21 protein-coding genes are annotated in these 22,586 nt (G+C 69.5%); 15 read left to right on the top strand and 6 right to left on the bottom strand.

All coding sequences use genetic code 11. From position 1 onward, the window contains the following. Window positions 1-11: 11 nt before the first annotated feature. Entirely contained in the window at window positions 12-1,241 is a 1,230-nt protein-coding gene (locus G3I71_RS15415) for a DUF349 domain-containing protein (protein WP_164315057.1), read from the bottom strand. Window positions 1,242-1,375: 134 nt separating this feature from the next. Further along, the gene (locus tag G3I71_RS15410; protein ID WP_164315055.1) at window positions 1,376-2,194 is read right to left on the bottom strand and encodes a peptidylprolyl isomerase; all 819 of its coding nucleotides are present in this window, start codon (window positions 2,192-2,194) and stop codon (window positions 1,376-1,378) included. A gap of 178 nt (window positions 2,195-2,372) precedes the next feature. Here G3I71_RS15410 and G3I71_RS15405 point away from each other — a divergent pair, with 178 nt between their 5' ends. Together G3I71_RS15405 and hisS are read left to right on the top strand one after the other, a co-directional pair. Further along, window positions 2,373-3,095: an MBL fold metallo-hydrolase gene (locus G3I71_RS15405; RefSeq protein ID WP_164315053.1), complete on the top strand. Its 723-nt coding sequence runs from the start codon at window positions 2,373-2,375 to the stop codon at window positions 3,093-3,095. A gap of 13 nt (window positions 3,096-3,108) precedes the next feature. After that, window positions 3,109-4,371, top strand: coding sequence for a histidine--tRNA ligase (gene hisS, locus G3I71_RS15400; RefSeq protein ID WP_164315051.1), 1,263 nt, complete (start codon window positions 3,109-3,111; stop codon window positions 4,369-4,371). 86 nt (window positions 4,372-4,457) lie between these two features. Here the strand turns inward: hisS and G3I71_RS15395 are convergent, their stop codons facing one another. From G3I71_RS15395 to G3I71_RS15380, 4 genes are read right to left on the bottom strand one after another with little or no spacing between them, the layout of a single operon-like run. Beyond that, entirely contained in the window at window positions 4,458-5,081 is a 624-nt protein-coding gene (locus G3I71_RS15395) for a response regulator transcription factor (protein ID WP_164315049.1), read from the bottom strand. Continuing rightward, window positions 5,078-6,319 carry a sensor histidine kinase gene (locus G3I71_RS15390; protein ID WP_164315048.1) on the bottom strand — a complete coding sequence of 414 codons (1,242 nt, stop codon included), beginning with the start codon at window positions 6,317-6,319 and terminating at the stop codon, window positions 5,078-5,080. The genes G3I71_RS15395 and G3I71_RS15390 overlap by 4 nt, the downstream gene beginning before the upstream one ends. Continuing rightward, window positions 6,277-7,101, bottom strand: coding sequence for an ABC transporter permease (locus tag G3I71_RS15385; protein WP_164315046.1), 825 nt, complete (start codon window positions 7,099-7,101; stop codon window positions 6,277-6,279). The genes G3I71_RS15390 and G3I71_RS15385 overlap by 43 nt, the downstream gene beginning before the upstream one ends. Then, window positions 7,098-7,964: an ABC transporter ATP-binding protein gene (locus tag G3I71_RS15380; protein ID WP_164315044.1), complete on the bottom strand. Its 867-nt coding sequence runs from the start codon at window positions 7,962-7,964 to the stop codon at window positions 7,098-7,100. The genes G3I71_RS15385 and G3I71_RS15380 overlap by 4 nt, the downstream gene beginning before the upstream one ends. A gap of 141 nt (window positions 7,965-8,105) precedes the next feature. Here G3I71_RS15380 and G3I71_RS15375 point away from each other — a divergent pair, with 141 nt between their 5' ends. The 13 genes from G3I71_RS15375 to G3I71_RS15315 all read left to right on the top strand — a co-directional run bounded on the left by G3I71_RS15375 (window position 8,106) and on the right by G3I71_RS15315 (window position 22,071). Continuing rightward, window positions 8,106-8,765 (top strand): vitamin K epoxide reductase family protein, encoded by a 660-nt coding sequence (locus G3I71_RS15375; RefSeq protein ID WP_164315042.1) that lies wholly within the window; start codon window positions 8,106-8,108, stop codon window positions 8,763-8,765. A gap of 44 nt (window positions 8,766-8,809) precedes the next feature. Next, a complete protein-coding gene (locus G3I71_RS15370) occupies window positions 8,810-10,165 on the top strand; it encodes a replication-associated recombination protein A (protein ID WP_164315039.1) in 1,356 nt (451 codons plus the stop codon). Window positions 10,166-10,464: 299 nt separating this feature from the next. After that, window positions 10,465-11,079, top strand: a complete 615-nt coding sequence (rpsD, locus tag G3I71_RS15365; protein ID WP_164315037.1) for a 30S ribosomal protein S4 — start codon at window positions 10,465-10,467, stop codon at window positions 11,077-11,079. A 255-nt stretch (window positions 11,080-11,334) separates the two neighbouring features. Further along, window positions 11,335-11,781 carry a DUF948 domain-containing protein gene (locus tag G3I71_RS15360; protein ID WP_164315035.1) on the top strand — a complete coding sequence of 149 codons (447 nt, stop codon included), beginning with the start codon at window positions 11,335-11,337 and terminating at the stop codon, window positions 11,779-11,781. 7 nt (window positions 11,782-11,788) lie between these two features. Further along, on the top strand, window positions 11,789-12,148 hold the full coding sequence (locus G3I71_RS15355; protein WP_164315033.1) for a DUF6167 family protein: 360 nt from the start codon (window positions 11,789-11,791) through the stop codon (window positions 12,146-12,148). After that, the gene (gene alaS / locus G3I71_RS15350) at window positions 12,148-14,820 is read left to right on the top strand and encodes an alanine--tRNA ligase (protein WP_164315031.1); all 2,673 of its coding nucleotides are present in this window, start codon (window positions 12,148-12,150) and stop codon (window positions 14,818-14,820) included. Before G3I71_RS15355 ends, alaS begins: the two co-directional genes overlap by 1 nt. A gap of 17 nt (window positions 14,821-14,837) precedes the next feature. Next, window positions 14,838-15,302: a Holliday junction resolvase RuvX gene (ruvX, locus tag G3I71_RS15345; protein WP_164315258.1), complete on the top strand. Its 465-nt coding sequence runs from the start codon at window positions 14,838-14,840 to the stop codon at window positions 15,300-15,302. A gap of 125 nt (window positions 15,303-15,427) precedes the next feature. Beyond that, window positions 15,428-17,230 carry an endolytic transglycosylase MltG gene (mltG, locus tag G3I71_RS15340; RefSeq protein ID WP_164315260.1) on the top strand — a complete coding sequence of 601 codons (1,803 nt, stop codon included), beginning with the start codon at window positions 15,428-15,430 and terminating at the stop codon, window positions 17,228-17,230. Continuing rightward, entirely contained in the window at window positions 17,211-18,050 is an 840-nt protein-coding gene (locus G3I71_RS15335; RefSeq protein WP_164315029.1) for a shikimate dehydrogenase, read from the top strand. Before mltG ends, G3I71_RS15335 begins: the two co-directional genes overlap by 20 nt. A gap of 168 nt (window positions 18,051-18,218) precedes the next feature. After that, window positions 18,219-19,403: a chorismate synthase gene (gene aroC, locus G3I71_RS15330; RefSeq protein WP_164315027.1), complete on the top strand. Its 1,185-nt coding sequence runs from the start codon at window positions 18,219-18,221 to the stop codon at window positions 19,401-19,403. A 29-nt stretch (window positions 19,404-19,432) separates the two neighbouring features. Continuing rightward, window positions 19,433-19,915 (top strand): shikimate kinase, encoded by a 483-nt coding sequence (locus tag G3I71_RS15325; protein WP_164315256.1) that lies wholly within the window; start codon window positions 19,433-19,435, stop codon window positions 19,913-19,915. After that, entirely contained in the window at window positions 19,912-21,006 is a 1,095-nt protein-coding gene (gene aroB / locus G3I71_RS15320) for a 3-dehydroquinate synthase (RefSeq protein ID WP_164315025.1), read from the top strand. The genes G3I71_RS15325 and aroB overlap by 4 nt, the downstream gene beginning before the upstream one ends. 165 nt (window positions 21,007-21,171) lie before the next feature. Further along, a complete protein-coding gene (locus G3I71_RS15315) occupies window positions 21,172-22,071 on the top strand; it encodes a Pro-rich N-terminal domain-containing protein (RefSeq protein WP_164315023.1) in 900 nt (299 codons plus the stop codon). The last annotated feature ends 515 nt before the right edge of the window (window positions 22,072-22,586 follow it).

Genomic DNA, 22,586 nt, shown 5'->3' with positions numbered 1-22,586 from the left:
GCGAAAGAGACCTAGCCGCCGAACTCCTGCACGGCCTTGAGCGCCTGGTCCAGCAGCGCCTGACGGCCGTCCAGCTCCTTCTGGAGCTTGTCGGCCCTGGCGTTGTTGCCCTGGGCCCGGGCGGTCTCGATCTGGCCCCCGAGCTTGTCCACGGCCGCCTGGAGCTGACCGGTCAGACCCTCGGCACGCGCGCGTGCCTCCGGGTTCGTCCGGCGCCACTCGGTGTCCTCGGACTCCTGAAGAGCCCGCTCGACCGTGTGGATCCGGCCCTCGACCTTCGGCCGCGAGTCGCGCGGCACATGGCCGATGGCCTCCCAGCGCTCGTTGATCGAACGGAAGGCGGCCCGCGCCGCCTTCAGGTCCGTGATCGGCAGGAGCTTCTCGGCCTCCGCGGCCAGCTCCTCCTTGAGCTTGAGGTTCTCGGTCTGCTCCGCGTCCCGCTCGGCGAAGACCGAACTGCGCGCCGCGAAGAACACGTCCTGGGCGCCGCGGAAGCGGTTCCACAGGTCGTCCTCGTGCTCGCGCTGGGCACGGCCCGCGGACTTCCAGTCCGTCATCAGTTCGCGGTAGCGCGCGGCCGTCGGACCCCAGTCGGTCGACGCCGACAGTCCCTCGGCCTCGGCGACCAGCTTCTCCTTGGCCTTGCGGGCGTCCTCGCGCTGCGCGTCCAGGGACGCGAAGTGAGCCTTGCGGCGCTTGGAGAACGCCGAGCGGGCGTGCGAGAAGCGGTGCCACAGCTCGTCGTCCGACTTGCGGTCGAGCCGCGGGAGTCCCTTCCAGGTGTCCACCAGCGCGCGCAGCCGCTCACCGGCGGACCGCCACTGGTCGGACTGCGCCAGCTCCTCCGCCTCGACGACAAGCGCCTCCTTGGCGCCCCGCGCCTCGTCGGACTGCTTGGCCCGCTGCTGCTTGCGCTCCTCACGGCGGGTCTCGACGGTCTCGACGAGCTTGTCCAGCCGGACCCGCAGCGCGACCAGATCGCCGACCGCGTGGTGGGCGTCCACCTGCTCGCGGATGTGGTCGATCGCCACCTGGGCGTCCTTCGCGGACAGGTCGGTGGTCTTGACTCGCTTTTCGAGGAGGCCGATCTCGACAACCAGGCCCTCGTACTTGCGCTCGAAGTAGGCCAACGCCTCCTCTGGGGAGCCGGCCTGCCAGGAACCGACGACCTGCTCACCGTCGGCAGTACGCACGTACACGGTCCCCGTCTCGTCGACGCGGCCCCACGGGTCGCTGCTCACAGCGCCTCCTCCACATGATGCCGGCGGAGGGCTCTGCACCCCCGGGCATCGTCCACAGTTTCGTCACGGTCAACATAGGCGACCGGCAGGGATGCTGTCCGCATCCCGCGCGACCGAAGTTTCGCAGTTGGCGGTCAGGATTTCGTTACTGTCGCCTTGTTGATCACAACGGTCGCATTCGGTGCGCCGTCGCCCTGTCCCGTGGCCTCACCGGCCGCGGCGATCTTCTTCAGGACCTTCATGCCCGACGCGGAAATCGTGCCGAACGGTGTGTAGGTGGGCGGAAGCTGGCTGTCCTGGTAGACCAGGAAGAACTGGCTGCCGCCGGTGTGCGCCTGGCCCGTGTTCGCCATGGCGATCGTGCCCGCCGGGTAGATGTTGTTCTTGAGGGTTTTGTCCTTCAGGTTCTCGTCCGGGATGGTGTAGCCGGGGCCGCCCATACCGGTGCCCTTCGGGTCACCGCACTGCAGCACGTAGATGCCGTTCGTGGTGAGCCGGTGGCACTTGGTGTGATCGAGGTAGCCCTCGCTCGCCAGGAAGTTGAACGAGTTCACCGTGTGCGGTGCCGCGGCCGTCTTCAGGGCGATGTCGATGTCGCCGCAGGTCGTCGCGAGCTTCAGGTCGTACTTCGCCGACTTGTCGATGGTCATCGCCGGCTCCTTCTTCCAGCTCAGCGACTTCACCTTCCCCGCAGCCGCCTTCTCGCAGGGGTCGGGGGCCTTGCTGGGCGAGGCGCTCGGAGTGACCTCCGCGCTCGCGTTCGACTTGCTGTCGTCGTTCTTGAAGACCCCGGTCGCATAGGACAGCACGCTGCCCACGACGATCACGCCGAGGACCGACGCGATCACCGAGTTGCGCACGTTCGCCTTGCGCCGCGCGGCCGTACGCCGCTGCTGCTGCCGCAAGAACTTCTCCCGGGCGAGCTGACGCCGCCGCTGCTCCTGGGTGACCACCGGGTTTTCTCCTCATGCGTCTCGTACGTCAACTGGGACGCTTGCGTCTTGGGTACCGATCGCCTGCGTGTGCCCCGTACCGTATATGGGTTCGCTGAGGAAACGGCAGCGCCGGTAGGCTCTGTGGCACTGCCATCCGCCCCGTACGACCACGTACGCCACAAATCGAAGGACGATCGTGCTCATTGCCGGGTTCCCGGCCGGCGCCTGGGGGACGAACTGTTATCTCGTCGCCCCCGCCGCCGGTGAGGAGTGCGTGATCATCGACCCGGGCCACCAGGCCGCCGATGGAGTCGAGGAGACGCTGAGGAAGCATCGGCTCAAGCCCGTCGCGGTCGTCCTCACCCATGGACATCTCGACCATGTGGCCTCGGTCGTCCCGGTGTGCGGCGCGCACGGTGTCCCGGCGTGGATCCACCCCGACGACCGCTACATGATGAGCGACCCGGAGAAGGCGCTCGGCCGGTCCATCGGCATGCAGCTGATGGGCGAGCTGACCATCGGGGAACCGGACGACGTCAAGGAACTGACGGACGGCGCACGGCTGGAACTGGCGGGACTGGAGCTGAGCGTGGCGCACGCGCCGGGCCATACCAAGGGGTCGGTGACGTTCAGGATGCCGGAGAACGCGGACATCCCGTCCGTGTTCTTCTCGGGCGACCTGCTCTTCGCCGGCTCCATCGGACGCACCGACCTGCCCGGCGGTGACATGGCCGAGATGCTCGACTCGCTGGCCCGCGTGTGCCTGCCGCTCGACGACTCGACCGTGGTGCTGTCCGGCCACGGCGCCCAGACGACCATCGGCCAGGAGCGCGCCACCAACCCGTATCTGCGGCAGGTGGCGGCCGGCCTTCAAGATCGCGGCGAGGGATCGAACCCCCCTCACCGACGAGGAATGTGACGAGAGACCTCCCGTGAGCACCTTCAAGGCCCCCAAGGGCACGTACGACCTGATCCCGCCGGAGAGCGCGAAGTTCCTGGCGGTACGGGAAGCCATCGCCGCGCCGCTGCGCAACTCCGGCTACGGCTACATCGAGACGCCTGGCTTCGAGAACGTCGAGCTGTTCGCCCGGGGCGTCGGTGAATCGACGGACATCGTGACGAAGGAGATGTACGCCTTCGAGACCAAGGGCGGCGACAGGCTGGCCCTGCGCCCCGAGGGCACGGCGTCGGTCCTGCGCGCGGCACTGGAGGCCAACCTCCACAAGCTGGGCAACCTCCCGGTCAAGCTCTGGTACTCGGGCTCGTACTACCGCTACGAGCGCCCCCAGAAGGGCCGCTACCGCCACTTCTCGCAGGTGGGCGCGGAGGCGATCGGCGCGGAGGATCCGGCGCTCGACGCCGAGCTGATCATCCTGGCGGACCAGGCGTACCGGGCGTTGGGCCTCAGGAACTTCCGCATCCTGCTGAACTCGCTGGGCGACCAGGAGTGCCGCCCGGTCTACCGGACGGCACTCCAGGACTTCCTCCGGGGTCTCGACCTGGACGAGGAGACGCTGCGACGGGCCGACATCAACCCCCTGCGGGTGCTGGACGACAAGCGGGACGACGTCCAGAAGCAGCTGGTGGGGGCGCCGCTTCTGCGGGACTACCTGTGCGACGCCTGCAAGGCGTACCACGAGGAGGTCCGCGAGCTGATCACCGAGGCGGGCGTCGCCTTCGAGGACGACCCGAAGCTGGTCCGCGGCCTCGACTACTACACCCGGACGACCTTCGAGTTCGTCCACGACGGACTGGGCTCGCAGTCCGCGGTGGGCGGCGGTGGACGCTACGACGGCCTCTCCGAGATGCTCGGCGGTCCCGCGCTGCCGTCGGTGGGCTGGGCGTTGGGCGTCGACCGTACGGTGCTCGCCCTTGAGGCGGAGGGCGTCGAGCTCGAACTCCCGTCCGCGACAAGTGTGTTCGCGGTGCCGCTGGGTGAGGAGGCTCGCCGGGTGCTCTTCGCGAAGGTCACGGAGCTGCGCAAGGTGGGGGTCGCGGCGGACTTCTCGTACGGGGCCAAGGGGCTCAAGGGGGCGATGAAGAACGCGAACCGCAGTGGGGCGCGTTACACGATCGTCGCCGGTGAGCGGGACCTCGCGGAGGGTGTGGTCCAGCTGAAGGACATGGAGTCGGGGGAGCAGACGGCGATCGGCGTGAACGAGATCGTGGCGGAACTGGAGTCGAGGCTGGGCTGAGGTGGTAGGGGGTTCTTTCGCCCCCGCCACCGTTCCCCGTCCCGTCCCGTCCCTGAGGGTTGTGCCCTCAGGGACGGGACGGGTTCTCAGTCCAGCAACCCGTGTCGCATCGCGCTCGTCACCGCTGCCGTGCGGTCGTCCACCCCCAGTTTTCCGAACGCCCGCAGCAGATGTGTCTTCACCGTCGACTCCCCGATGAACAACCGCCGCCCGATCTCCGCGTTGGTGCACCCCTCGGCCACCAGCCGCAGCACCGCCGTCTCCCGTTCCGACAGCCGTGGCCGCTCCGGCCGGGTCCGGAGCCGGTCCACCAGCCGGGCCGCCACCGACGGCGCCAGTACCGTCTCGCCGCGCGCCGCCGCCCGCACCGCGTCCGCGAGTTCGCCACGCGGCAGATCCTTCAGCAGGTAGCCGGCCGCTCCCGCCTCCACCGCCCGCAGGATGTCCCGGTCCGTCTCGTACGTCGTGAGGACGATGACCCGGCAGGTCAGCCCCGCCTCCGTCATCCGTACGATCGAGTCCACGCCTCCACCGCCCGGCATCCGCAGGTCCATCAGCACGATGTCCGGCCGCAACTCCGCCGCCAGCGCCTCCGCCCGCGGTCCGCTCGACGCGTCGGCGATCACCTCGAGGTCCGGTTCGGCGCTGAGCATCGCGCGCAGCCCTTCCCGTACGACGGGATGGTCGTCGGCCAGGATGATGCGGATCACGGGTCGCTCCTCACGGCGGCGGGAAGTGCGGGGAGTCGGACCGTCACCGTCGTGCCCTCGCCCGGTGCGCTGCGGACGCGCACCGTTCCGCCCGCCTCCGTGGCCCGGGCGCTGAGCCCCGCCAGACCGTAGCCGGACCGTACGGCGTCCACGTCGAAGCCGCGGCCCTCGTCCCGTACGGCGAGTGTGAGCCGCTCCTCCTCGTACATCAGCTCGATGCCGACCCTCGCTCCACCGCCCGCGTGCCTCCGCGCGTTCGCCAGGGCCTCCTGGCAGGCGCGCAGCAACACCACCTCCTGGCCTGCCGGTAGTGGACGTACCGGACCCGTCACGGTCAGTGTCGCCTCAGTGCGGGTGGCCAGGCGGCGCAGGGCGTCCGGGAGCGAGACCCCCTCCAGGTCCGCCGGTGCGCCGCCAGCCACCAGAGCGCGGGCCTCGGCGAGGTTCTGGCGTGCCGTTTCCGCCATCAGGGCCAGATGGCGGCGGGCCTGCGGGATGTCGTCGTCGAGTTCCGCCTCGACCGCCTGGACCAGCATCAGCAGGCTGGTGAAGCCCTGTGCGAGCGTGTCGTGGATCTCCCTGGCCATGCGCTCCCGTTCGGTGAGGGCTCCGTGTGCCGCCGACAGACGGGAGAGCTCGTGGCGGCTCGCGTCCAACTCTGCGATCAGTTCCGCCCGTTCCTGGCTCTGTTCGATCACCTTGATGACCCAGTAGCCGACCGCCACCGAGAAGACCAGCGACACCAGCGTGAACACCGCGCTGAAGAACACGTCGTGGTCGCTGGGCCACCACAGCAGCGCCCAGCCCACCACCGGCGCGATGTTGATGACGGTCACGGCCGCCAGCGCCCAGCGCAGCCGCAGGGTCATGAAGCACTGGGGGACCAGTGCGAAGGTCATCTGGCGGGTCTCGCCGACCAGGATCGCCGCGGGGAGGAAGAGGGCCAGGGCCGCCAGCAGGTAGCGCAGCGACCGTTGTTCGTCCGGCGGGTCGCCCTGGAGGATCACGCGGCCCCATCCCACGTACAACGGGGCCAGGGGGAGCAGTAGCGCCGCTGCCGTCACGCGTACCGGCCACCCCGGGTGGTTCGTGCCGAGCACGAACACCAGGGTGGCCAGCCATACGACGGCGAAGTACGTGTCCCACAGCCGGAACGAGTGGTCCCAGGAGTTCGCGCCGCGTGCCGTGGAACCGTTCACCCGTCGCGCCGGTTCTTCCAGCGGAAGGTCAGCAGACACAGCAGCAATCCTCCGACGCACCACGCCCCGAGGACCAGAGCCACCCGTCCGAACTCCCAACTCCCCGTCTGTTCGAGGACGCTCGCCGAGTCGGGGAGGAACACCCCGCGCAGGCCCTGGCACATCCACTTCAGCGGGAACAGGGCGCCGATGTTCAGCATCCAGTCGGGAATCGTGTCGATCGAGATGTACACCCCCGAGATGAACTGGAGCACCAGGAACGGGAGTACGACCACGGAGGTCGCGCTCTTCCCCGACTTTGGGACGGAGCTGATCGCGATGCCGAGCAGCGCGCACGCGGTCAGACCGAGGACGAAGATCCAGGCGAACTCCGCCCACTTCGCGATGTCCGAGAGCAGATCGACGTCGTACAGGGTCGTGCCGACCAGGAGCAGGATCAGCGTCTCCAGGAAGCCGGTTACCAGGACCAGCCAGATCTTGCCGAGGAAGTACGCGGCCGGTGGCATCGGCGTGCCGCGCAGGCGGCGCAGCACCCGTTCGTCACGTTCGATCGCGATCGAGATGCCGAGCGACTGGAAGCTCGTCGACATGATGCCTGCGGCCATCATCGCCGGGACGTACAGCTGCGAGGCGGTGATGCCCGCCGAGTCGATGTCGTCGCTGAAGATCGACGCGAAGAGGAACAGGAAGACGACCGGGAAGGCGAGGGTGAACACCACCTGGTCGCGCATCCGGAAGAACTGCCTGATCTCCATGGCACCCCGGGCAAGACCCAGGCTCCAGGCCGAGGGGAGCCGAATCTCCGCCGTCCGCGTCGTCATCGCGCGTGCTCCTGTCCGGTCAGCCGGAGATAGACGTCCTCCAGGGTGGGGCGGCCCACCCGCAGGCCGGGGATCTCGCCGTCGAAGCGGTGCGTGAGGTCCGTGATCGTGTGGGTCGGCGTCTTCGTGTGGGTGACGCGCGGAGTGCCGTCGGCCTCCGTCCACTCGACCTTCGCCTCCGTGCCGTGGCGCTCCCGCAGCGCGGCCGGCTCGCCCTCGGCGACCACACGGCCCGCCGAGACGATCGCCAGCCGGTCCGCCAACGCCTCCGCCTCCTCCAGGTAGTGCGTGGTCAGCAGAATCGTCGTGCCGTCGTCCGCGAGCGTGCGGATCAGGTCCCAGAACTGGCGGCGGGCCGCCGGGTCGAAACCCGTCGTCGGCTCGTCCAGGAGCAGCAGTTCCGGGCCGCCGATCACACCGAGAGCCACATCGAGACGGCGTCGCTGGCCGCCCGACAACTCCTTGATCCGGCTGCCCGCCTTCCGCTCCAGACCGACCAGCCCGATCACCTGCTCCGGGTCCCGCGGCCCCGGGTAGTAGCGGGCGAAATGACGTACGGTTTCGCGCACCGTCAACTCGGCGGGTGCGGATTCGTCCTGCCAGACGATTCCGACACGTGAGCGCCACGCGCGTGTGCCCTTCGCCGGATCCGTACCGAGCACGGACACCTCGCCCCCGTCCCGGGACCGGTTGCCCTGGAGGATCTCCACGGTGGTGCTCTTGCCCGCGCCATTGGGCCCCAGCAGGCCGAACACCTCGCCCCGGTGGATGCCGAGATCGATGCCGTCCACGGCGGTCACGTCCCCGTACCGCTTGCGCAGTCCCCGTACGTCCACCGCGAGTTCCTTCGCGTGTGTTGTCATGCCGTCGAGCCTCGCCCCGAACCGAGCCTTCCGGGACGACCGTGCGTACCTTCTTATGTCCACCGAACGGTGGACACGCGTCCGCGTGCGGCACAATGACCGTGCCCGCCAGCCCCCCTCTCGAAGCAACGGAACGGCGTGATGACCAAGACGACAGTGCTGAAGGACGGCGTCTCCACCGACCAGCCCGAGCCCCCCGCCGAGGCCTCGCGCTCCGTGGGTGGAAGTCGTGCGTTCGCCGTGATGCTGTTGCTCACCGGCGCGGCCGGACTGCTGGCGGCGTGGGTCATCACGATCGACAAGTTCAAGCTGCTGGAAGCCAAGGTCGCGGGTACGACGTTCACGCCCGGCTGCAGCCTCAACCCCGTGGTGTCCTGCGGCAGCGTGATGGAGAGCAAGCAGGCCGCCGCCTTCGGGTTCCCGAACCCGATGCTCGGCCTCGTCGCCTACGGCATCGTCATCTGCGTAGGCATGAGCCTGCTCGGCCGGGCCCGCTTCCCGCGCTGGTACTGGCTCACCTTCAACGCGGGCACCCTCTTCGGCGTCGGATTCTGCACCTGGCTGCAGTTCCAGTCCCTGTACCGGATCAACGCGCTGTGCCTGTGGTGCTCCCTTGCCTGGGTCGCGACGATCATCATGTTCTGGTACGTCACCTCGTTCAACGTCAGGAACGGCTTCATCCCGGCACCGAAGTGGCTCAGGAGCTTCTTCGGCGAGTTCACCTGGGTCGTACCGGTCCTGCACATCGGCATCATCGGGATGCTGATCCTGACCCGCTGGTGGGAGTTCTGGACCAGCTGACGGCGCCGGTCCGACTGTCAGTGGTGTGACATAGGGTTTTGTCCGTGGAGCCCGACCTGTTCACCGCCGCAGCGGAAGCACGCCAGGAGAAGGACCCGTCCGGAAGCCCCCTGGCCGTGCGGATGCGCCCGCGTGTCCTCGACGAGGTCGTGGGCCAGCAGCATCTGCTGAAACCGGGGTCGCCGCTGCGCAGACTCGTCGGCGAGAGCGAGGGCGGACCGGCCGGACCCTCGTCCGTGATCCTCTGGGGGCCGCCCGGTACCGGCAAGACCACCCTGGCGTACGTCGTGTCGAAGGCCACCCGGAAGCGCTTCGTCGAGCTGTCGGCGATCACCGCGGGCGTCAAGGAGGTCCGTGCGGTCATCGACGGGGCTCGCCGGGCCACCGGTGGCTTCGGCAAGGAGACGGTCCTCTTCCTCGACGAGATCCACCGCTTCAGCAAGGCCCAGCAGGACTCCCTGCTCCCCGCCGTCGAGAACCGCTGGGTGACCCTGATCGCGGCGACCACCGAGAACCCGTACTTCTCAGTGATCTCGCCTCTTCTCTCCCGCTCGCTCCTCCTCACCCTCGAACCCCTCACGGACGACGACCTGCGCAGCCTGCTGCGCCGTGCGGTCGCCGACGAGCGTGGTCTCAAGAGCGCCGTCACGCTCCCCGAGGACGCCGAGGAACACCTGCTGCGGATCGCCGGCGGAGACGCCCGCCGGGCCCTGACCGCCCTGGAGGCCGCCGCCGGAGCCGCGCTCGACAAGGGCGACGCGGCCATCACCCTCCAGACCCTGGAGGAGACCGTCGACCGGGCGGCCGTGAAGTACGACCGTGACGGCGACCAGCACTACGACGTGGCCAGCGCCCTCATCAAGTCCATCCGGGGCTCCGACGTCGACGCGGCCCTGCACTACCTCGCCCGGATGATCGAGGCCGGCGAGGACCCCCGCTTCATCGCCCGCCGCCTGATGATCTCCGCCAGCGAGGACATCGGCCTCGCCGATCCGAACGCCCTGCCGATAGCCGTCGCCGCCGCGCAGGCCGTCGCCATGATCGGCTTCCCGGAAGCCGCCCTCACCCTCAGCCACGCCACCATCGCCCTCGCCCTGGCCCCCAAGTCCAACGCCGCGACCACGGCGATCGGCGCCGCCATGGAGGACGTACGCAAGGGCCACGCCGGACCCGTGCCGATGCACCTGCGCGACGGGCACTACAAGGGCGCCGCGAAACTCGGCCACGCGCAGGGGTACGTGTACCCGCACGACCTGCCGGAGGGAATCGCGGAGCAGCAGTACGCCCCGGAGGAACTCAAGGACCGTACGTACTACGAACCGACCCGGCACGGAGCCGAGGCCAGGTACGCGGACGCGGTCGAGTGGACCAGGAAACACCTTGGTCGCAAGCGGTCCTGAGCACGCTGTAGAATCCTGCGCAGTGCTGCGTCCCGTGTCCGGCTTCGGTCGGCGCCTCAGGCGGGACAATCAGCCGGATCTTCTGATCCAGGAGCGTCGCGCACCTTCGTAGGTGTCGCGGGCAGCCCACCACCACCCGGCTTCCGGGAACGGTCGGTGGGCCGTTCGTGTGTTGCACATATGTGCCCAGCACAGGGGAACGGCTGCCTGGCAAGTCCCTCGTGGACCTGCCGGGAATCCCCGGCTGCGGATGCGACCTCCCGTAACCCTGAGGCAGCCGAAGAGGAAAAGGAAGAGTAGTGGCTAACCAGCCCCGCCCCAAGGTCAAGAAGTCGCGTGCCCTCGGCATCGCGCTGACCCCGAAGGCCGTCAAGTACTTCGAGGCCCGCCCCTACCCGCCCGGCGAGCACGGTCGTGGCCGCAAGCAGAACTCGGACTACAAGGTCCGTCTGCTGGAGAAGCAGCGTCTGCGCGCGCAGTACGACGTGTCCGAGCGCCAGCTCGTCCGCGCCTACGAGCGTGCCGCCAAGACGCAGGGCAAGACCGGTGAGGCCCTGGTCATCGAGCTGGAGCGTCGTCTCGACGCCCTGGTTCTGCGTTCGGGCATCGCCCGCACGATCTACCAGGCCCGCCAGATGGTCGTTCACGGCCACATCGAGGTCAACGGCGGCAAGGTCGACAAGCCGTCGTTCCGTGTCCGTCCCGACGACGTCGTGATGGTCCGCGAGCGCAGCCGCAGCAAGACGCTGTTCGAGGTCTCCCGCGCCGGTGGCTTCGCCCCCGACGGCGAGACCCCGCGCTACCTGCAGGTGAACCTCGGTGCCCTGGCCTTCCGCCTGGACCGCGAGCCGAACCGCAAGGAGATCCCGGTGATCTGCGACGAGCAGCTCGTCGTCGAGTACTACGCCCGCTGATCCAGCGGTTGTAGTACCCGGTACCACCGGCTTCGCGCCTCGGCCCGTCGTTTCCCCGCCCTCACCGGCGGGGGAGCGGCGGGCTTTCGCGTAGGGCTTCGCTCCCGTACAACCGCCGTCCCGGCAGGCCCTGTCCGGGTACGGAGAGCCACCTCCGGCGCGATAGGGTCGGGGGCGACTTTCGAAGTATCCGGAGCTGAAGTGAAGGACCCCCAGAACTTCAGTCGATCTACGAGCGCAGAGAGCGGTGCGGTTGTGACCGGTGGAGAGGTTGCCGGGATCCTGGTGGCCGTTTTCTGGGCGATCCTGGTCTCCTTCCTCGCCGTGGCGCTGGTGAGGCTGGCCCAGACGCTCAGGGCGACCACCAAGCTGGTCGCGGAGGTGACGGAACAGGCGGTGCCGCTGCTGGCCGACGCCTCCCAGGCCGTGCGCTCCGCGCAGACACAGATCGACCGGGTCGACGCCATCGCCACCGACGTCCAGGAGGTCACCTCCAACGCGTCGGCGCTGTCCACCACCGTGGCCTCGACCTTCGGCGGCCCGCTCGTCAAGGTCGCCGCGTTCGGCTACGGCGTACGCCGGGCGATGAGCCGTACCAGGGCCGACGAGGCGCCCGAGCCCGAGCGGGCCCGGCGCACCGTCATCGTCGGCCGCACCGTAGCGGCCCCGAAGGGCCGAAAGCGCCGCAGGCAGAAGGGCTGAACCCCGCATGTTCCGCCGTACGTTCTGGTTCACCGCGGGCGCCGCGGCCGGTGTGTGGGCCACCACCAAGGTCAACCGCAAGATCCGGCAGCTGACCCCCGAGCACCTGGCCGCGCAGGCCGCCAACAAGGCGATCGAGGCCGGCCACCGGGTCAAGGACTTCGCCCTCGACGTGCGGGCCGGGATGGCCCAGCGCGAGGCCGAACTGGGCGAGGCCCTCGGGATCGCCGAACCCCCGGGCCGGGGCCTGCCCCCGCAGCGGCGGCTCACCGCCCTCGACCGCGGGCCGGAAAACCAGAAGCACGACGAGAAGCTCTACGGGATGCTGGACAACAAGCACTCGTACAACCGGAATGAGGACCACTGATGGAGTCGGCCGAGATTCGTCGCCGCTGGTTGAGCTTCTACGAGGAGCGCGGGCACACCGTCGTTCCTTCGGCGTCGCTCATCGCGGACGACCCGACTCTGCTCCTGGTCAACGCCGGCATGGTCCCCTTCAAGCCGTACTTCCTCGGTGAGACGAAGCCGCCCGCCCCGCGCGCCACCAGCGTGCAGAAGTGCGTGCGTACGCCCGACATCGAAGAGGTCGGCAAGACCACCCGGCACGGCACCTTCTTCCAGATGTGCGGCAACTTCTCCTTCGGTGACTACTTCAAGGAAGGAGCCATCAGGTACGCCTGGGACCTGCTCACCAACTCCGTCGCGGACGGTGGCTACGGCCTTGAGCCCGAGAAGCTCTGGATCACCGTCTACCTCGACGACGACGAGGCCGAGCAGATCTGGCGCGAGCAGATCGGCGTCCCGGCCGAGCGCATCCAGCGCCTGGGCAAGAAGGACAACTTCTGGTCCATGGGCGTCCCCGGACCGTGCGGACCCTGCTCCGAGATCAACTACGACCGCGGCCCCGAGTTCGGCGTCGAGGGCGGCCCGGCCGTCAACGACGAGCGGTACGTGGAGATCTGGAACCTCGTCTTCATGCAGTACGAGCGGGGCGAGGGCACCTCGAAGGAGGACTTCGAGATCCTCGGCGACCTGCCGAGCAAGAACATCGACACGGGCCTCGGCCTCGAGCGACTCGCCATGATTCTGCAGGGCGTGCAGAACCTGTACGAGATCGACACCTCCATGGCCGTGATCGACAAGGCCACCGAGCTGACCGGTGTCCGCTACGGCGACGCCCACGCCTCGGACGTCTCCCTGCGCGTGGTCACCGACCACATGCGTACGTCCGTGATGCTCATCGGCGACGGCGTCTCGCCCGGCAACGAGGGCCGTGGCTACGTGCTGCGCCGCATCATGCGCCGCGCCATCCGCAACATGCGACTGCTGGGCGCCACCGGCCCGGTCGTCCAGGACCTCATCGACGTCGTGATCGCGATGATGGGCCGGCAGTACCCGGAGCTCGTCACCGACCGCAAGCGAATCGAGACCGTGGCCCTCGCCGAGGAGGCCGCCTTCCTCAAGGCCCTCAAGGGCGGCACCAACATCCTCGACACCGCCGTCACGGAGACCAAGGCCGCCGGTGGCAAGGTCCTCGCCGGCGACAAGGCCTTCCTGCTCCACGACACCTGGGGCTTCCCGATCGACCTCACTCTCGAAATGGCCGCCGAACAGGGCCTTTCCGTGGACGAGGACGGCTTCCGGCGCCTGATGAAGGAGCAGCGGGACCGCGCCAAGGCCGACGCCAGGGCCAAAAAGACCGGGCACGCCGACATGGGCGCCTACCGCGAGATCTCCGACGCCGCCGGTGAGACCGAGTTCTTCGGGTACGACCGCACCGAGGGCGAGTCGACGGTCGTCGGCATCCTCGTCGACGGTGTGTCCTCCCCGGCCGCCACCGAGGGCGACGAGGTCGAGATCGTCCTCGACCGCACCCCGTTCTACGCCGAGGGCGGCGGTCAGATCGGCGACACCGGCCGCATCAGGATCGACACCGGTGCCGTCATCGAGATCCGCGACTGCCAGAAGCCGGTGCCCGGCGTGTACGTGCACAAGGGCGTCGTCCAGGTCGGTGAGGTGACCGTCGGCGCCAAGGCCCAGGCCGCCATCGACGTGCGCCGCCGCACGGCCATCGCCCGCGCCCACTCGGCCACCCACCTCACCCACCAGGCCCTGCGCGACGCCCTCGGCCCGACGGCCGCCCAGGCCGGTTCCGAGAACCAGCCCGGCCGCTTCCGCTTCGACTTCGGCTCCCCGTCCGCCGTCCCGACGGCCGTGATGACCGACGTGGAGCAGCAGATCAACGAGGTGCTCGCCCGCGACCTGGACGTGCACGCCGAGATCCTCAGCCTCGATGAGGCCAAGAAGCAGGGCGCCATCGCCGAGTTCGGCGAGAAGTACGGCGAGCGCGTGCGCGTCGTGACCATCGGCGACTTCTCCAAGGAGCTGTGCGGCGGTACGCACGTCCACAACACCTCGCAGCTCGGTCTGGTCAAGCTGCTCGGCGAGTCGTCCATCGGTTCGGGTGTCCGGCGTATCGAGGCTCTCGTCGGCGTGGACGCCTACAACTTCCTGGCCCGGGAGCACACGGTCGTCGCCCAGCTCCAGGAGCTGGTCAAGGGCCGCCCGGAGGAGCTTCCGGAGAAGATCTCAGCCATGCTCGGCAAGCTGAAGGAGGCCGAGAAGGAGATCGAGAAGTTCCGCGCCGAGAAGGTCCTCCAGGCCGCCGCCGGTCTCGCCCAGGGCGCCAAGGACGTCAAGGGGGTCGCCCTGGTCACCGGCCAGGTCCCGGACGGCACGAGCGCCGATGACCTGCGCAAGCTGGTCCTCGATGTGCGGGGCCGCATCCAGGGCGGCCGGGCTGCCGTCGTCGCCCTCTTCACCACGGCCAACGGGAAGCCGCTGACGGTCATCGCCACCAACGAGGCCGCCCGCGAGCGCGGTCTCAAGGCGGGCGACCTGGTTCGTACGGCCGCCAAGACCCTCGGTGGCGGCGGTGGCGGCAAGCCGGACGTCGCCCAGGGCGGTGGCCAGAACCCGGCCGCTGTCGGCGAGGCCGTCGACGCCGTCGAGCGCCTCGTGGCGGAAACGGCCAAGTGAGCGCCGACGACAACACCATGCGTCGCGGCCGTCGACTCGCGATCGACGTCGGGGACGCCCGGATCGGGGTCGCCTCGTGCGACCCCGACGGGATCCTCGCCACTCCGGTGGAGACGGTCCCGGGCCGGGACGTTCCCGCAGCTCAGCGCAGGCTGAAGCAACTCGTCGAGGAGTACGAACCCATCGAGGTCGTCGTCGGCCTCCCTCGCTCCCTCAAGGGGGGCGAGGGCCCCGCCGCCGTGAAGGTCCGCGGGTTCGCCCAGCAGTTGGCCGGTCTGATCACGCCGATCCCGGTGCGGCTGCTGGACGAGCGCATGACGACGGTGACGGCCAGTCAGGGACTGCGCGCCTCGGGTGTGAAATCGAAAAAGGGCAGATCGGTCATTGACCAGGCCGCGGCCGTGATCATCCTGCAGCAGGCTCTGGAATCCGAACGGGTGTCAGGTAAAGCCCCCGGCGAGGGCGTCGAAGTGGTCATCTGATCGCGATACGGTAACGTTCCGCGCGATTGTGGCTCTGTTCGAACAGTAGCCGCACAGTAAGAGGCGGAACGGTAGCGGCGGAGTGGGGGCCGCGTGATCGGCCGCCTCGCGGCTCTAGGGGATTGATGACTGAGTATGGCCGGGGCCCAGGCTCCGAACCGTGGCATCCGGAGGACCCGTTGTACGGGGACGCCGGATGGGAAGGACAGCAGGCCCAGGCCGACCAGTCCTCCTACGGCGGCCAGCCGCAGCAATACCCGCAGCAGCAGTCGCAACAGCAGCAGTACGGCGACTGGGGCACCGACGGCCAGCAGGCCGCCTACGGTCAGGCGCAGCAGCAGTACCCGGGCCAGCAGTACCCGGACCAGCAGTATCAGCAGCAGCCCCAACAGCCGCAGCAGTACCCCCAGCAGTACCCGCAGCAGTACGGCGATCAGGCCCACCAGCAGCAGTACGGCGATCAGGGCCAGCAGCAGTACGCGAACGGCGGCTGGGACGCCGGTCAGCAGGCGCAGGTCCCGTACGTCGCCGACCCCACGGACCCGTACGCCCAGCAGGCCGCCGTGTACGGCGGTGAGCAGCCCGACTACTACGGCACGCCTGACGCCTACCCCCCTCCCGAGCCGCCGGCCAGGCGCGGTGGCGAGCCGGAACCCGCGCCGGCGCCGGAACCGGAACCGCAGACCGGCTGGGACCCTGGCCCCGACCAGGGCGAACACGCCTTCTTCGCGGACGGTGACGATGACGACGAGCCCGAGGACGAGGCGGAGGGGCGTCGGGGCCGTGGCGACCGGAAGGGCCGGGACGGCGCCAAGAGTGGCAAGGGCGGGAAGAACGGGAAGAGCAAGAAGCGCCGCACCGGGACCGCCTGCCTGGTGGTCGTTCTGGTGTTCGGTGGCGGCATCGCCGGAGTCGGGTATTTCGGGTACCAGTTCTACCAAAGCCGTTTCGGCGCGGCTCCCGACTACGCGGGTGACGGTACGAGTGCGACGGTAACCGTCGAGATTCCCAAAGGTGCGGGCGGTTACGAAATCGCCCAGGCGCTGAAAGCGAAAGGTGTCGTCAAGAGTGTCGACGCCTTTGTCTCCGCGCAGTCGGAGAATCCCGACGGGAAGAAGATCCAGGCCGGCGTCTATGTCCTGAACAAGGAGATGTCCGCCAAGAGTGCCGTCGTGATGATGCTCGACCCCAAGAGTCAGAACAACCTGATCGTTGCCCCCGGACTGCGCAACGTCCAGGTCTACGAGAAGATCGACAAACAGCTAGGGCTTTCCGTCGGTACCACCGAGAAGGTGGCGAAAAAAGATTACAAGAGCCTTGGTCTGCCGGACTGGGCGAACGACAACAAGAAGATCAAGGACCCGCTGGAAGGTTTCCTTTACCCGGCGACCTATCCCGCCGCCAAGGGGATGAAACCCGCGGAAGTCCTGAAGGAAATGGTCACGCAGGCGGCCGCCAAGTACGACGCGCTAGACCTCGAAGCCAAGGCCAAGGCGCTCAAACTCGACAGCCCGCTTCAGGTCCTCACGGTGGCGAGCCTCGTCCAGGCCGAGGGCAAGACCATCGACGACTACCGCAAGATGGCCGAGGTGGTCTACAACCGCCTCGATTACTCGAACCCCGAGACCTACGGCTTCCTGCAGTTCGACTCGACCTTCAACTATGTGAAGAACGAGAGCAACATCGAAATCAGCGAGTCGGAGATCAACAGCAACAAGGACCCGTACAACACGTACACCAACAAGGGTCTGCCACCTGGTCCGATCGGGAACCCGGGTGATGTGGCGATGAAGGCGACGCTGAATCCGACCGACGATGGCTGGTACTACTTCGTGGCGACCGACGGCGTGAGCAAGACCGAATTTGCCAAGACCCACGCGCAATTCCAGAAGCTCAAGGACAAGTTCAATGAGAGCAAGGGCAGCTGACACCCGCCGGGCCGCCGTGCTCGGTTCTCCCATCGCCCACTCCCTCTCGCCGGTGCTGCACCGCGCGGCGTACGAGGAACTGGGGCTCACCGACTGGACGTACGACCGTTTCGAGGTCGACGAGGCGGGGCTGTCGGAGTTCCTGGGAGGTCTCGGGCCCGAGTGGGCGGGGCTGTCTCTCACCATGCCGCTGAAGCGGGCGGTCATTCCGCTGCTCGACGAGGTCAGCGAGACGGCCGCGTCGGTCGAGGCCGTCAACACCGTCGTGTTCGACGCGGACGGGCGTTGCGTCGGGGACAACACCGACATCCCCGGGATCGTGGGCGCCCTGCGCGAGCACGGCATCGAACAGGTCGACTCCGCCGCGATCCTCGGCGCCGGCGCCACCGCCTCCTCCGCGCTCGCCGCGCTCGCGCGGATCTGCACCGGCGAGGTCGTCGTCTACGTCCGCAGCGAGGCCCGGGCCGCCGAGATGCGGCAGTGGGGCGAACGCCTCGACGTCGAGGTCCGCACGGCGGACTGGGCGGACGCGGCACGGGCGCTGCACGCCCCGCTGGTGATCGCCACCACCCCGGCCGGGGCTACGGACGAACTGTCCCGTGTCGTGCCGGAACGGCCCGCGACCCTCTTCGACGTGCTCTATCACCCCTGGCCGACCGATCTGGCGGCCCGCTGGTCGGCGTACGGCGGGGCGGTCGTGAGCGGGCTCGACCTGCTGGTGCACCAGGCGGTGCTTCAGGTGGAACAGATGACCGGGCGCGTCCCGGGCCCGCTGGGCGCCATGCGCAGGGCGGGCGAGAAGGCACTCGCCGACCGCTGACCCGATACGGCGCCGCGTCCGGCTGCTGGACCGCCGATCAGGCATTCGGCCCGGACGTGGGAGGATCGGGAGGTGGCGGGCCAGGGCCGCGCACCCGGTCACGCCGTCGCCGTACGCGAGGACGCGCGTACGCAGGGCAGTCCCAGGGCGCGAGTATGAGGAGCACCGTTGAGCAGGTTGCGCTGGTTGACCGCGGGGGAGTCCCACGGTCCCGCTCTTGTCGCGACGTTGGAGGGTCTTCCCGCCGGCGTGCCGATCACCACGGAGCTGGTGGCGGACCACCTGGCGAGGCGGCGGCTTGGCTATGGGCGCGGTGCCCGGATGAAGTTCGAGCAGGACGAGATCACCTTCCTCGGCGGCGTGCGGCACGGTCTGTCGATGGGCTCGCCGGTCGCGGTGATGGTCGGCAACACCGAGTGGCCGAAGTGGGAGCAGGTGATGGCGGCCGACCCGGTGGATCCGGAGATCCTGGCCGGGCTCGCCCGTAACGCCCCACTGACCCGCCCCCGCCCCGGCCACGCCGACCTCGCCGGGATGCAGAAGTACGGCTTCGCGGAGGCCCGCCCGATCCTGGAACGCGCCTCCGCGCGCGAGACGGCCGCGCGGGTGGCGCTCGGCGCGGTGGCCCGCTCGTTCCTGAAGGCGGCTGCCGGGATCGAGATCGTCTCGCACGTCGTCGAACTGGCAGCGGCGAAGGCCCCCTACGGCGTCTACCCCAAGCCCTCCGACGTGGAGAAGCTGGACGCGGACCCGGTGCGTTGCCTGGACGCCGACGCGTCGAAGGCGATGGTCGCGGAGATCGACCAGGCCCACAAGGACGGCGACACCCTCGGTGGTGTGGTCGAGGTGCTGGCGTACGGCGTGCCCGTGGGCCTGGGCTCGCACGTGCACTGGGACCGGCGCCTGGACGCCCGGTTGGCAGCCGCGCTGATGGGCATCCAGGCCATCAAGGGCGTCGAGGTCGGCGACGGCTTCGACCTCGCGCGCGTGCCGGGCTCGAAGGCGCACGACGAGATCGTCCCCACCGACGACGGCATCCGGCGTGCGACCGGCCGTTCCGGTGGCACCGAGGGCGGCCTGTCCACAGGTGAGCTGCTGCGCGTACGGGCGGCGATGAAGCCGATCGCGACCGTGCCGCGGGCCCTGCAGACCGTCGACGTGGTCACCGGTGAGGCCACCCAGGCCCACCACCAGCGTTCCGACGTGTGTGCGGTCCCGGCGGCCGGGATCGTCGCCGAGGCGATGGTGGCCCTGGTCCTGGCCGACGCGGTCGTGGAGAAGTTCGGCGGCGACAGCGTGCCCGAGACGCGCCGCAATGTGGAGTCCTACCTCGAACACCTGATCGTCCGGTGAGCGCGGTGCAGATTGTTCTGGTCGGGCCGATGGGCGTCGGCAAGTCCACCGTCGGACGGCTGCTGGCCGGGCGGCTCGACTGCTCGTACCGGGACACCGACGACGACATCGTCGCCGAACAGGGCCGCACGATCGCCGACATCTTCGTCGACGAGGGTGAGCCGGTGTTCCGGGCCGTCGAGAAGCAGGCGGTCCGGCGGGCACTGGCCGAGCACGACGGCGTACTCGCCCTCGGCGGCGGCTCGATCCTCGACGAGGACACCCGCGAGCTGCTGGCCGGGCACCGGGTCGTCTATTTGTCGATGGACGTCGATGAAGCGGTCCAGCGCACCGGCCTGAACGCGGCCCGCCCCATGCTGGCGGTCAATCCGCGCCGGCAGTGGCGGGAGCTGATGGAGGCCCGTCGCCACCTGTACACGGAGGTCGCCGACGCGGTCGTCGCCACCGATGGCCGCACGCCCGAAGAGGTCACCCAAGCCGTCCTGGACGCACTGGAGTTGAAGTCAGCATGAGCAGCGAGGCAGTGACGCGGATCCAGGTCGGAGGCACGGCGGGCAGCGACCCGTACGAGGTCCTGATCGGCCGCCAACTCCTGGAGGAGCTGGGCGGGCTGATCGGGCCCAGGACGAAGCGGGTCGCGGTGATCCACCCCGAGGCGCTCGCGGAGACCGGTGAGGCGCTGCGCGCCGACCTGGCGGGCCAGGGCTTCGAGACGGTCGCCATCCAGGTGCCGAACGCGGAGGAGGCCAAGACCGCGGAGGTGGCGGCCTACTGCTGGAAGGCACTGGGCCAGTCCAACTTCACCCGCACCGACGTCATCGTCGGTGTCGGCGGCGGGGCGACCACCGACCTGGCCGGCTTCGTGGCCGCGACCTGGCTGCGCGGGGTGCGCTGGATCGCGATCCCGACGACGGTCCTCGCGATGGTGGACGCGGCGGTCGGCGGCAAGACCGGCATCAACACCGCCGAGGGCAAGAACCTCGTCGGCTCCTTCCACCCGCCCGCCGGTGTGCTGTGCGACCTGGCCGCGCTGGACTCGCTCCCGGTCAACGACTACGTGTCCGGGCTCGCGGAGATCATCAAGGCCGGTTTCATCGCCGACCCGGCGATCCTGGAGCTGATCGAGTCCGACCCGCAGGCCGCCCGCAGCCCGGCAGGGCCGCACACCGCCGAGCTGATCGAGCGGTCGATCAAGGTGAAGGCGGAGGTCGTCTCCTCGGACCTGAAGGAGTCGGGCCTGCGGGAGATCCTCAACTACGGGCACACGCTCGCGCACGCCATCGAGAAGAACGAGCGTTACCAGTGGCGGCACGGCGCGGCCGTCTCCGTCGGCATGCACTTCGCGGCCGAACTGGGCCGCCTCGCGGGCCGGTTGGACGACGCGACGGCAGACCGGCACCGCACGGTCCTGGAGTCCGTGGGTCTGCCGCTGCACTACCGGTACGACCAGTGGCCCAAGCTGCTGGAGAACATGAAGCTCGACAAGAAGTCCCGGGGCGACCTGCTGCGGTTCATCGTCCTGGACGGACTGGCCAAGCCGACCGTCCTGGAAGGACCCGATCCGGCCGTCCTCCTCGCCGCCTACGGCGAAGTGGGGGAGTAGCTCCCCACTCGGGCGGTTGGCCCGATTCGCCTGTGGCGACGGGCACTTCGGGCCGTTCCGGGCCGTTCACCAAACGGCGGCCCGGGACGGTACCGTTCGGTGGCGAGCGGGGTCCGTGCCCCGCCGGCCAGCGCCAATCGCCTGTACGAGATGGAGTGGCACCGGATGCAGGACGCAGTGGGGTCTCCGCTGCCGCCGCCCCACCAGCCGGGGCAAGGACCGGGCGCCGACTGGTCGTCGGCCGCCCCGCACGCGGGGCAGCAACACCCGGGCGCGCACCCGGGTTCCGCACCGCTGAGCCGACCACCGGCCCCGGTCTACCCCGGGGGAGCCCCGGCGGGGCCGGTTCCGCAGGCCCAGCATCCGCCCCTCCCGCAGCACGCGCCCGTTTCTCAGCATGCCCCGGTGCCGCCCACGCCCGACACCACCGGCCATATGCAGCTGCCGCAGGGCGACTTCGTCCCGACGCCGGGTCCGCCGCCCGCCACGGGCGCCCTCGACCCTGCCTCTGTGCCTCTCGCCGTGTTGCTGATCGGCCCCGCGGGCGCGGGGAAGACAAGCGTCGCGAAGTACTGGGCGGAGCATCGCCGGGTGCCCACCGCGCACATCAGCCTCGACGACGTACGCGAATGGGTCCGCTCGGGCTTCGCCGACCCGCAGTCGGGGTGGAACGACCATTCCGAGGCGCAGTACCGTCTCGCCCGGCGCACCTGCGGATTCGCCGCGCGCAACTTCCTGGCCAACGGCATCTCCTGCATCCTCGACGACGCGGTCTTCCCCGACCGTCCGGTCGTCGGCCTCGGCGGCTGGAAGCGGCACGTGGGGCCCGGCCTGCTGCCGGTCGTGCTGCTGCCCGGACTGGAGGTCGTCCTGGAGCGCAACGCCGAGCGCTCCGGCAACCGCCGCCTCACGGACGAGGAGGTCGCCCGCATCCACGGCCGGATGGCGGGCTGGTACGGCTCCGGCCTCCCGATCATCGACAACTCCCAACTCGACGTACCGGCGACGGCCCGGGTCCTGGACGACGTCCTCGCGCGCCTGCTGGCCAGCCCGCCCAAGTGGTAGACGGCGTCCGTCCTCCGGGAGCGGGGCAGAGTACGTCTGCCGGCGGTCACCCGCCCGTCGGTCACTGACCGACGACCGCAGAGGCGAGTGCCACCGCCGCCTGGGCCCCGCCCCCGTCGCCTGGCCGCCCAAGGCCCTCGTAACCCGTCCTACGGGCCGTGGAGACGGCAGGGTGGGCCGAACGGGTGGCCGAGCCGAGTCGGGCCTCGGTCGGTTGCCCGAGGCCCGGTGGGTAGCGCCTCGGTGGTCACCGTCGGTGGGGCGACGGCTCCCCGGCGGGAGGCCTGCCGTTCCGGTGGGGTCTGGCCCGCCCTGTGTGTCGGTGGGCAGTGCCCCGGTGATCGCCGTCGGTGGGGCGACGCTCGCGGCAGGCGGCTTGCCGTTCCGTGGGAGCTTGCACCGTGCTGCTGTTTGGTGGCAGTGCCTGGGTGACTACGGCATGCCTCCCCGGCCCCCGGCCCCCGCCGGGGCGAGCGACGCACGCACGCGGTCGGCTTCCGTCGCCCGCCAGGCTC

The sequence above is a fragment of the Streptomyces sp. SID12501 genome (assembly GCF_010550245.1).
Lineage (GTDB): Bacteria > Actinomycetota > Actinomycetes > Streptomycetales > Streptomycetaceae > Streptomyces.
This window is presented reverse-complemented; position numbering and strand designations above follow the sequence as displayed.

What these genes read in the sequence shown, in the direction of transcription:
- G3I71_RS15385 (WP_164315046.1), bottom strand. Translation starts at nt 7,101, where the DNA reads ATGACGACGCGGACGGCGGAGATTCGGCTCCCCTCGGCCTGGAGCCTG.
- G3I71_RS15380 (WP_164315044.1), bottom strand. Translation starts at nt 7,964, where the DNA reads ATGACAACACACGCGAAGGAACTCGCGGTGGACGTACGGGGACTGCGC.
- G3I71_RS15375 (WP_164315042.1), top strand. Translation starts at nt 8,106, where the DNA reads ATGACCAAGACGACAGTGCTGAAGGACGGCGTCTCCACCGACCAGCCC.
- G3I71_RS15355 (WP_164315033.1), top strand. Translation starts at nt 11,789, where the DNA reads ATGTTCCGCCGTACGTTCTGGTTCACCGCGGGCGCCGCGGCCGGTGTG.
- alaS (WP_164315031.1), top strand. Translation starts at nt 12,148, where the DNA reads ATGGAGTCGGCCGAGATTCGTCGCCGCTGGTTGAGCTTCTACGAGGAG.
- ruvX (WP_164315258.1), top strand. Translation starts at nt 14,838, where the DNA reads ATGCGTCGCGGCCGTCGACTCGCGATCGACGTCGGGGACGCCCGGATC.
- mltG (WP_164315260.1), top strand. Translation starts at nt 15,428, where the DNA reads ATGACTGAGTATGGCCGGGGCCCAGGCTCCGAACCGTGGCATCCGGAG.
- G3I71_RS15335 (WP_164315029.1), top strand. Translation starts at nt 17,211, where the DNA reads ATGAGAGCAAGGGCAGCTGACACCCGCCGGGCCGCCGTGCTCGGTTCT.
- G3I71_RS15325 (WP_164315256.1), top strand. Translation starts at nt 19,433, where the DNA reads ATGGGCGTCGGCAAGTCCACCGTCGGACGGCTGCTGGCCGGGCGGCTC.
- aroB (WP_164315025.1), top strand. Translation starts at nt 19,912, where the DNA reads ATGAGCAGCGAGGCAGTGACGCGGATCCAGGTCGGAGGCACGGCGGGC.
- G3I71_RS15315 (WP_164315023.1), top strand. Translation starts at nt 21,172, where the DNA reads ATGCAGGACGCAGTGGGGTCTCCGCTGCCGCCGCCCCACCAGCCGGGG.